Origin of the sequence: Vulcanococcus sp. (assembly GCF_044369115.1) — a bacterium.
Taxonomy (GTDB): domain Bacteria; phylum Cyanobacteriota; class Cyanobacteriia; order PCC-6307; family Cyanobiaceae; genus Vulcanococcus.
Map to the genome: position 1 here is coordinate 1 of NZ_JBIPMN010000117.1, position 8,363 is coordinate 8,363.

An 8,363-nucleotide genomic window follows, 5' to 3' on the forward strand; every position below is an offset into this window, starting at 1 on the left:
GCACAGCATGCGCGGCAGCGAACTGCTGCTGATGACGGCCACACCGGATCTGAACAGCCGCCTGCTGGCACTGCTGCGGGCTGCCAGCCACGTGCTCTGCGACCGCCCCAGCCTGCCGTTGATCGAACAGTGCCTGCGCCAGAACCGCGCCCAGCTGATGCGGATGCCCCAGGTGCACTGTGCCCAGAGCTACCTGGGGGCGAGCACCATCGATCTACTGCGCAAGGAGATCGGCCTAGAAGTGTGAATCGATCGATTCTGAACCGAGACGATTCAGGGTCGAAACTTAAAAAGAACTTCAGTTAGTGAAAACTGCCTAACCCTGAAAAGCGGATGAAGAGATTCGAACTCTCGACCCTCTCCTTGGCAAGGAGATGCTCTACCACTGAGCTACATCCGCAGGTGCCGTGGCTTCAGCCGCCGACCGAATGATCATGCACGATCGGGTGCCCCTCGGTCAAACGATGGGCAGCTTCGGCAGGATGGGCAGATGCTGAAAGCCCTGCGCGCCGACCTGGCGATCATCAAGGAGCGCGATCCGGCGGCCCGAGGCACGCTGGAAATCCTGCTCTGCTACCCGGGCCTGCATGCTCTCAGCCTGCATCGGATCAGCCATGGGCTCTGGCGGCTGCGGGGACCCGTGGCGCCGCTGCTGGCGCGGCTGCTGAGTCAGCTAGGGCGCTGGCTCACCGGCATCGAGATCCATCCCGGCGCCCGCATCGGCCACGGCGTGTTCATCGACCACGGCATGGGCATGGTGGTGGGCGAAACGGCGGTGATCGGCAACCACTGCCTGCTGTATCAAGGGGTGACCCTGGGGGGCACGGGCAAGGCCCACGGCAAGCGCCACCCCACCCTGGAGGAAAACGTGGTGGTGGGGGCCGGCGCCAAGGTGCTCGGCGCGATCACGGTGGGGGCCAACACCCGCATCGGAGCCGGCTCGGTGGTGCTGCGGGATGTGGAGGCCGACAGCACGGTGGTTGGGGTGCCCGGCCGCGTGGTGCACCAGAGCGGCGTGCGCGTGGATCCCCTGGCCCACTCAGCCCTGCCCGATGCGGAAGCGCGGGTGATCCGCAACCTGATGGAGCGGATCGACAGCCTCGAGGGCGAACTGGCCCGCACCCAGGCCTGCCTGCGGGAGCTGGCGGCGGGCCGGCCGCTGCTGGAGCCCTGCCGCGGCGAAGCGCAAAACCTCAAAGACCGCGAAATCCTCGAATTCCTGGGCGACAACCCCGGCATCACGGGCTGAGCGCATGGGCCCACGGCAAGCCCCCAAGGAGGCAGTACTCTTTTTAGTACCAAGACACATCGAGGCTGGCCGTGGACCAACAGGGCCGTGACGACGTGATCGCAAATGGGCTGACTTCAGCCGAACTGAAACGAAGAGGGATCGCAGCGATTGAACAAGCTCTGGAGCTTGGTCCTGTGCATCTGATCAAGCGCAACAAATCTGCCGCTGTGGTGCTCACCGAGCAGCATTACCGGCAGTTGCAACAGCAAGCCGCGCGGGCACCCATGCCTGCTGTGACCCCGCTGCGCTGGCTGCTGGAGCTTCCACCGGCCAAGAGCCCGCGCAGCAAAGCTGCCATCGACGCCGAACTGCTTTCCGAGCGCGACTGGTGATTGCGTTTCTTGATGCCAGTGCGCTCATTTACCTCCTGGAGGGTGAAGCGACCTGGGCAGAAGCCGTTCAACGGGAACTGCAGCAGCTGGCAGAGCGCGAGCCCACTCTGTCCATCGCACTGAGTCGTCTGAGCATGCTGGAGTGCCGCGTTGGGCCTCAGCGCAGAGGCGATCAAGAGAGCCTGGATCGCTTCGATGCCTTTTTTGCCCAGCCCGAGCTGGTGTGGGTCGAGTTCGATACCAGCGTGATCGAGTTGGCGACGCGATTGCGGGCCCACCATGGCTTGCGCACGCCTGATGCCTTGCAAGCGGCCTCGTGCTTGCAGCTTGGGGGAGCAGCCGTGATGCTCACGGGCGATGCCGACTTTCAACGGGTCAGTGCTTTGCAGCTACGGCTCATCAGCTGATCACGCACGCTTCACATCCGTGTGGGCGAAGTCGTCGCCCTTGAACAGCAGAGGCAGATCCAGGGCCATCGCCAGGCCATAGCTGAAGCAATCGCCCAGGTTGAGGCCGGCACGGTGGCGACCCTTGCCGTATCGGCGCCAGCCTTGGAGGGCCCAGTGGAGGTGAGAGGGCTCAAAAGCCACGATCTGCACATCGGCGCGACTCAACAGCAACTCCAGCTCCGGCAAGCCCACGTCGTCGCCCAGTTGGCTGCAGACAACCATCTGGGCTTCGAGCAAGGTTGCCGCACTGATCTTGGCGTTGGCAGCCTGGGTGAGACAGAGGAGAAGCTCTGCCGCTTCAGGCTCAACCTTGAGAATGGCCACGAGGACCGACGTGTCGACAATCATTGAGCTCGCTCAAATCGGCAGGCCGTGTTCGTCGTAGAGCGCATCCTGCAACTCCTTGCTGCTGACCCCTTCGGGCCAGGACAGCCTTCTAAAGCGATCGAGCAGCTCCTGCACGCGTTGCTTGCGAAGACGGATTGTCTGCTCCTCAGACTCGTGGCCAGAACGCTCCAACTCCGCCCGCAGCGCCTGGCGCACTGCATCGGTGACGGTGGTGGAGCGCCGGGCCGCCAGCTCCCGGGCCATGGCGTGCACCTCGGGATCCTTGATATTCATGCCCATGGCCGCAGCAGGGTAGAAGATCACGCTCATTCTACCAAGCCACACCTGCTCTCCCTTGTCGTCATCCACGGCAAGATCCAGCGCGAGCTTGCTGGCATGGCCGGCGGGAGCTCAGCCTCGCCTGATCAGCCTGGAGCAACGCGGTGGAGTGGCTCCTGGAAGGCTGAGCTCCTCAACCCCCTATTAGTCCGCCAGCGGACTAGCGTTGATCCGGTGGCGACCCGCCCCACTGCCTGGGATCAAGCCAATGCCTGAACCACTCCGCACCGTGAATGTGCATGAGGCCAAAACCCACTTTTCGCGTCTGATCGATGCGGCCCATGCCGGCGAAACGATCGTGGTGGCCAAGGGGGGGCGGCCCTGGGCGCAGCTGGTGCCGCTCGAGCCACCCATCCCGCGGCGCCAGCCTGGCGTACTGGCCGGGCGCATCAGTCTGCCGGCCGTGGAGGAGCTGCTGGCGCCGCTGCATGCAGAGGAACTCGCCGGCCTTGAGCAACCGCTCCCGTGAGGCTGCTCCTGGACACCCATGCCCTGCTCTGGTGGCTGGCGGAACCGGAGAGGCTGTCACCGGTGGCCCATGCCGCCATTGCTGATGGGAACAACCAGGTGTTAGCAAGCGCCGCCTCCGGTTGGGAGATCGCCGCCAAGGCGCGACTGGGCAAGCTGCCAGCAGCCAACGAACTGGTGGACGACTTACCCCACCTGTTGGCAGCCCAGGGGTTTGAGCTGTTGCCCATCACGCTTCGCCATGGCCTGCACGCGGGCGGCTACGCCATGCCACACCGCGATCCCTTCGATCGCCTGTTGGCGGCCCAGGCCGAGCTGGACCGGCTCACGCTGGTGAGCCTGGATCCTGCTCTGCAGGCCTTCCCTTGCCGTGTGCTCTGGTGAACCGAGACGTATCAAGGGCGCTTCCAGATGCAGCGCCCCACGCGCTGGATGTGGTCCAGCACCTCGGCATCGAGCTGATGCATCAGCAGCAGGTCGACCCGCCAGGGCAGCAACAGATCATCGATCGCAGCCAGCAGTGAGAGGTGGCTGGAGTGGCTGAGCAGAGGCGCATCGAGACAGAGATCGATATCAGACCCTGGTTGATACCGATCCATCGCCCGTGATCCGAACAGCCAAATCGCCTCCAGTTGGGGGTGGGCTGTCAGCAGAGCCAGCAGTTGCCGCGACGAGCGCTCGGGGATCCCGGGGAGAGCCGATCGGCCGATGGCTGCTAAGGGAGTGCTTGGGTTGGTCACGTCGACTCTGCCAAACGTCGCTGTTCCAACCTGTCTCGCAGGTGCTGAAAGCAGGGCAGGTAGGTGTCGGTGATCTGAGCTGCTATGGCATCAGCCGTGGCTCGGTTGTAGCCGTGGCTGGTGAGGTTGCGATCCTGAATCATCTGCATCCAGGTTTCGCCCGCATCAATCAGTCCCAGGCGAAACGCCTCGCGCAGGGTGTCGCGCGAGCCAAGCAGCGAGGTGTTGCCCTGGCTGCGCAGCAGATCCCGCAACGTGTTCCAGGCCAACTCAAAGGTGTACTCAAAGGCCTTGATCAACCCCTGCTGTTCCCGATCATTCAGAGCCGGTGGATCGGTGAAGCTTTCCAGCTGCGTGAGCGCCCGGCTGTAGTTGCTGAAGCGCTGCTGCCAGCGGACGTCTTCGGCCATCGGCTCACACCGGATGCGTTCACCAACGCAGTCTCGCGAACCGTCAAGGCCCCTGTCCCGGCAAGCTGCCCTGAATGCTGGCCCGCCCGCTTCGATGCTCAAGCTTTTGCTGGGTGATCCCAATGCCCGCAAGCTGAAGCGCTACCAGCCATCGTTTCCGACATCAACCTGCTCGAGGAAGAGCTTGCGCCTCTATCGGACGAGGAGCTGCGGGACCTCACAACCGAATTCCGCGGCAAGTTCGCCGCCCTGCAGCTCGAGTGCCAGAACCGGGGCCATCCGCTCCTCAATCGAGACGTAGGAGAACAGGGAGCCGCTGCGCTCCCGTGGACCTCGCATCTGGGCTGAGCAGTTGTCCCATTTCCGCAGAGGTGGACGGGTTCTTCAGCGAACTCCTAAGGCCCAAGGGCGCCCACTGGAACCACGAACACCCCATCGGCTCGGCGGTAGCCATAACCCTTGCCGCAGATCACGGCGAGAAACGACGGTGAGCCGGAGCGTTGGTTGTCGATCTGCTCGGCAAAGCGCTTCAGGTTGGTGGCGGCGGCGTCAATCTGGCCTTCACCCAGCTTGATTTCAATGGCGCCCCAGCGTCCGTCATGCAATTGCACGACGGCATCCACCTCGACCCCATAGTCATCCCGGTAGTGCAACACCTCACCATCGAGGGGCTGACTGAGCACACGCAAATCCCGGATCACCAGTGATTCGAACAACTGCCCAAACCACTCAACATCCTCAAGCAGTCGCTCCGCGGAAGCTCCAGTGGCCGCCAACGCCAGCGATGGATCCACAAAGTGACGCTTCGGGGCTTTGCGCAACCGCGCTCGTGAGCGCAGGTGAGGAGCCCAGGCGGGCTGATCTTCGATCACCATCAGCCGCTCCAGCGCATGGAGGTAGTCGGTCACGGTGCGTCCGTCCAGGGGGCCATCGGCACCACCGGCATCGGCAGCCAGGGTTGAGAGCTTCGCCTCTGTGGCGCAGTGGCGTCCGAGGGAACGCAACAGCGTTCCCACCCGAACGGGATCACGGCTTCGCTCTCCCACCCGGCTGAGATCTACCTGCCTCACCTGTTCGAGGTAATCGCGAGCGGCACGACTGGCGGCCTTCAGCGAGCGGTCCTGCTGAGCCGGCCAACCGCCTCGCGCGATCAGCGCGGTGAGGTCACGCATGCTCAGTCCTGGATCCGCCACGGCCAGGCCGTGGCCAGCGAACAACTGGTGCAGCGAAACGGCGCCACTGGACGCACCGGTTTCAAACAGGCTCATCGGCCGCATCCGCAGGAAGCTGAAACGGCCAGCGCCGGTATGGCGGCTGGCATCATCCGCTGGCACCGCTGAACCGGTCAGCAGAAACTGGCCGGGCTGATCAGCAGCGTCGACAGCTCGGCGCACTTGGTTCCAGAGCTCGGGCGCCACCTGCCATTCATCCAGCAGGCGCGGCCTCGCGCCTTCGAGCAACAGACCCGGATCCACCGCCAACACCTGGCGTGCGGACTGGTCGATGTCGAGCAGCACACGAGAGGCTGCCTGCTGCGAGGCCGTCATCGTTTTGCCGGAAGCCTTCGGCCCTTCGATCACCACCGCACCGGCGGATGCCAACAGCTCCTTCAGCTCGGCATCAACAATCCGGGGACTGTAAGCAGGCACGCCGATACGCAAAGAGCCATCACCCTAATACTGAAATAGCGGAGCTTCTGATGCAGATTTCGCGGAGTGAGCGGTGCTGGTTTTGCGGGACCCTTCAAAAACCGCTCAGCTGGCAAGAAACAGCCGTGCTGCCTGAGTTGCAGCGGCGGGGCGCGGAAGCAGAGGTAAAGTGCCCTCAGTGCTGGCCCGCCCGCTTCGATGCTCAAGCTGCTGCTGGGTGATCCCAATGCCCGCAAGCTGAAGCGCTACCAGCCGATCGTTTCCGACATCAACCTGCTCGAAGAGGAGGTGGCGCCGCTGTCGGACGAGGAGCTGCGGGGTCTCACCGCCGAATTCCAGGGCAAGCTCGCCGCCCTGCAGCTCGAGTGCAAAAACCGTGGCCTGAGCAGCGAAACCACGCTCGAGCGGGAGCGCAAGCTGCTCGATGAGCTGCTGCCCCAGGCGTTTGCCGTGGTGCGCGAAGCCGGCAAGCGCGTGCTGGGCATGCGCCACTTCGATGTGCAGCTGATCGGCGGCATGGTGCTGCACGACGGCCAGATCGCCGAGATGAAAACCGGCGAAGGCAAAACGCTGGTGGCCACGCTGCCGGCTTACCTGAATGCGCTCACCGGCCGGGGCGTGCACGTGGTCACGGTGAACGACTACCTGGCCCGGCGCGACGCCGAGTGGATGGGCCAGGTGCACCGCTTCCTCGGCCTATCGGTGGGCTTGATCCAGCAAGACATGGATCCCGCCACGCGCCGCCAGAACTACGGCTGCGACATCACCTACGCCACCAACTCAGAGCTCGGGTTCGACTACCTGCGCGACAACATGGCGAATGACATCGCCGAGGTGGTGCAGCGCGACTTCCACTACTGCGTGATCGACGAAGTCGATTCGATCCTGATCGACGAAGCCCGCACGCCGCTGATCATCTCCGGCCAGGTGGAGCGCCCCCAGGAGAAATACCAGAAGGCCGCCGAAGTGGCCGCAGCCCTGGTGCGCGCCGCCGAGCTGGGCAAGGACGGCATCGACCCCGAGGGCGATTACGAGGTGGATGAGAAGCAGCGCAACTGCACCCTCACCGACGAGGGCTACGCCAAGGCAGAGCAGCTGCTGGGGGTGAGCGATCTGTTCGACCCGCAGGATCCCTGGGCCCACTACATCAACAACGCGCTCAAGGCGAAGGAGCTGTTCGTCAAAGACGTGAACTACATCGTGCGCGGCGGTGATGCGGTGATCGTGGATGAGTTCACCGGCCGCGTGATGCCCGGCCGCCGCTGGAGCGATGGCCAGCACCAGGCAATCGAAGCCAAGGAAGGTCTGCCAATTCAGCCTGAAACCCAGACGCTGGCCTCGATCACCTACCAGAACTTCTTCCTGCTCTACCCACGCCTGGCGGGGATGACGGGCACCGCCAAAACCGAAGAGGTGGAGTTCGAGAAAACCTACAAACTGGAGGTCACGATCGTGCCCACCAACCGGGTGCGCTCCCGGGCGGACTGGACCGATCAGGTGTACAAGAACGAAACGGCCAAGTGGCGGGCCGTGGCCCTCGAAACAGCTGAGGTGCACAAAACCGGCCGGCCGGTTCTGGTCGGCACCACCAGCGTGGAGAAATCTGAACTGCTCTCAGCGCTGCTGGCGGAACAGCAAATTCCCCACAACCTGCTCAACGCCAAGCCGGAAAACGTGGAGCGCGAGGCCGAGATCGTGGCCCAAGCCGGTCGCGCCGGCGCCGTAACGATCGCCACCAACATGGCCGGCCGCGGCACCGACATCATCCTGGGCGGCAACGCCGACTACATGGCCCGCCTCAAGCTGCGGGAGGTGTTGCTGCCGAGGCTGGTGCGTCCGGAAGAAGGCCACAAGCCACCAGTGCCACTGCAACGGGCGCCGGAATCCGCACCGGGTTTCGGTGCCGCCTCCACGGCCGCAGCCACGAAAGCGCCGTCGGAAGCACGGGCCATCGGCGCTCTCTATCCCTGCGCCCTCAGTGATGCCACCGATCACTCCCTCTCTGAGCTGGCCCATGATCTGGTGAAGGCCTGGGGCGACCGCCAGCTCACGGTGCTGGAGCTGGAGGACCGCATTGCCCAGGCGGCGGAGAAGGCCCCCACCGACGATCCCCAGATCCAGCAGCTGCGCCAGTTGATCGCGCGGGTGAAGGGTGAATACGAACGGGTCACTGAGGCAGAAGACCAGCGCGTTCGCGAGGCCGGCGGCCTGCATGTGATCGGCACGGAGCGCCACGAATCACGCCGGGTGGACAACCAGCTGCGGGGCCGGGCCGGCCGCCAGGGCGACCCGGGCACCACGCGTTTCTTCCTCTCTCTGGAGGACAACCTGCTGCGCATCTTCGGCGGCGATCGCGTG

Annotated in this window: 12 protein-coding genes, 1 tRNA gene and 1 pseudogene; 7 read left to right on the top strand and 7 right to left on the bottom strand. The window is 64.3% G+C overall.

Annotation, left to right across the window (positions count from 1 at the left end; all coding sequences use genetic code 11):
* A pseudogene (locus ACIQ2E_RS09870) lies at window positions 1-247 on the top strand (GntR family transcriptional regulator); the annotation flags it as partial.
* An 81-nt stretch (window positions 248-328) separates the two neighbouring features.
* Here ACIQ2E_RS09870 and ACIQ2E_RS09875 read toward each other — a convergent pair.
* Window positions 329-400 (bottom strand) — tRNA-Gly (locus tag ACIQ2E_RS09875).
* Here ACIQ2E_RS09875 and cysE point away from each other — a divergent pair.
* The 3 genes from cysE to ACIQ2E_RS09890 all read left to right on the top strand — a co-directional run bounded on the left by cysE (window position 395) and on the right by ACIQ2E_RS09890 (window position 2,030).
* Window positions 395-1,249, top strand: coding sequence for a serine O-acetyltransferase (cysE, locus tag ACIQ2E_RS09880; RefSeq protein WP_398329662.1), 855 nt, complete (start codon window positions 395-397; stop codon window positions 1,247-1,249). The two genes, ACIQ2E_RS09875 and cysE, sit on opposite strands and share 6 nt — an antisense overlap.
* A gap of 176 nt (window positions 1,250-1,425) precedes the next feature.
* Window positions 1,426-1,623, top strand: a complete 198-nt coding sequence (locus ACIQ2E_RS09885) for a hypothetical protein (protein ID WP_398329632.1) — start codon at window positions 1,426-1,428, stop codon at window positions 1,621-1,623.
* Window positions 1,620-2,030: a type II toxin-antitoxin system VapC family toxin gene (locus tag ACIQ2E_RS09890; protein WP_398329635.1), complete on the top strand. Its 411-nt coding sequence runs from the start codon at window positions 1,620-1,622 to the stop codon at window positions 2,028-2,030. Before ACIQ2E_RS09885 ends, ACIQ2E_RS09890 begins: the two co-directional genes overlap by 4 nt.
* On the opposite strand, the gene ACIQ2E_RS09895 is transcribed toward ACIQ2E_RS09890, so the two are convergent.
* Window positions 2,031-2,420: a type II toxin-antitoxin system VapC family toxin gene (locus tag ACIQ2E_RS09895; protein ID WP_398329638.1), complete on the bottom strand. Its 390-nt coding sequence runs from the start codon at window positions 2,418-2,420 to the stop codon at window positions 2,031-2,033. It lies immediately after the preceding gene.
* Window positions 2,421-2,429: 9 nt separating this feature from the next.
* Window positions 2,430-2,729: a type II toxin-antitoxin system VapB family antitoxin gene (locus ACIQ2E_RS09900; RefSeq protein WP_398329641.1), complete on the bottom strand. Its 300-nt coding sequence runs from the start codon at window positions 2,727-2,729 to the stop codon at window positions 2,430-2,432.
* 217 nt (window positions 2,730-2,946) lie between these two features.
* Here ACIQ2E_RS09900 and ACIQ2E_RS09905 point away from each other — a divergent pair, with 217 nt between their 5' ends.
* Together ACIQ2E_RS09905 and ACIQ2E_RS09910 are read left to right on the top strand one after the other, a co-directional pair.
* The gene (locus tag ACIQ2E_RS09905; protein ID WP_398329644.1) at window positions 2,947-3,207 is read left to right on the top strand and encodes a type II toxin-antitoxin system Phd/YefM family antitoxin; all 261 of its coding nucleotides are present in this window, start codon (window positions 2,947-2,949) and stop codon (window positions 3,205-3,207) included.
* Window positions 3,204-3,590, top strand: coding sequence for a type II toxin-antitoxin system VapC family toxin (locus tag ACIQ2E_RS09910; RefSeq protein WP_398329647.1), 387 nt, complete (start codon window positions 3,204-3,206; stop codon window positions 3,588-3,590). Before ACIQ2E_RS09905 ends, ACIQ2E_RS09910 begins: the two co-directional genes overlap by 4 nt.
* 11 nt (window positions 3,591-3,601) lie before the next feature.
* On the opposite strand, the gene ACIQ2E_RS09915 is transcribed toward ACIQ2E_RS09910, so the two are convergent.
* The 4 genes from ACIQ2E_RS09915 to ACIQ2E_RS09930 form a co-directional block, all read right to left on the bottom strand.
* The gene (locus ACIQ2E_RS09915) at window positions 3,602-3,946 is read right to left on the bottom strand and encodes a nucleotidyltransferase domain-containing protein (RefSeq protein WP_398329650.1); all 345 of its coding nucleotides are present in this window, start codon (window positions 3,944-3,946) and stop codon (window positions 3,602-3,604) included.
* Window positions 3,943-4,356, bottom strand: coding sequence for a nucleotidyltransferase substrate binding protein (locus tag ACIQ2E_RS09920; protein WP_398329653.1), 414 nt, complete (start codon window positions 4,354-4,356; stop codon window positions 3,943-3,945). The genes ACIQ2E_RS09915 and ACIQ2E_RS09920 overlap by 4 nt, the downstream gene beginning before the upstream one ends.
* Window positions 4,357-4,548: 192 nt before the next feature.
* Window positions 4,549-4,695 (bottom strand): hypothetical protein, encoded by a 147-nt coding sequence (locus ACIQ2E_RS09925; RefSeq protein WP_398329665.1) that lies wholly within the window; start codon window positions 4,693-4,695, stop codon window positions 4,549-4,551.
* Window positions 4,696-4,751: 56 nt separating this feature from the next.
* The gene (locus tag ACIQ2E_RS09930; protein WP_398329656.1) at window positions 4,752-6,005 is read right to left on the bottom strand and encodes an ATP-binding protein; all 1,254 of its coding nucleotides are present in this window, start codon (window positions 6,003-6,005) and stop codon (window positions 4,752-4,754) included.
* Between the two features lie 198 nt (window positions 6,006-6,203).
* Here ACIQ2E_RS09930 and secA point away from each other — a divergent pair.
* On the top strand, window positions 6,204-8,363 hold a 2,160-nt coding region (gene secA, locus ACIQ2E_RS09935; RefSeq protein WP_398329659.1), incomplete at its 3' end, for a preprotein translocase subunit SecA.

Bases quoted from the DNA above. Each gene is read 5' to 3' on its own strand.
- ACIQ2E_RS09895 (WP_398329638.1), bottom strand. From the start codon at position 2,420: ATGATTGTCGACACGTCGGTCCTCGTGGCCATTCTCAAGGTTGAGCCT.
- ACIQ2E_RS09900 (WP_398329641.1), bottom strand. From the start codon at position 2,729: ATGAGCGTGATCTTCTACCCTGCTGCGGCCATGGGCATGAATATCAAG.
- ACIQ2E_RS09905 (WP_398329644.1), top strand. From the start codon at position 2,947: ATGCCTGAACCACTCCGCACCGTGAATGTGCATGAGGCCAAAACCCAC.
- ACIQ2E_RS09920 (WP_398329653.1), bottom strand. From the start codon at position 4,356: ATGGCCGAAGACGTCCGCTGGCAGCAGCGCTTCAGCAACTACAGCCGG.
- ACIQ2E_RS09925 (WP_398329665.1), bottom strand. From the start codon at position 4,695: ATGCGAGGTCCACGGGAGCGCAGCGGCTCCCTGTTCTCCTACGTCTCG.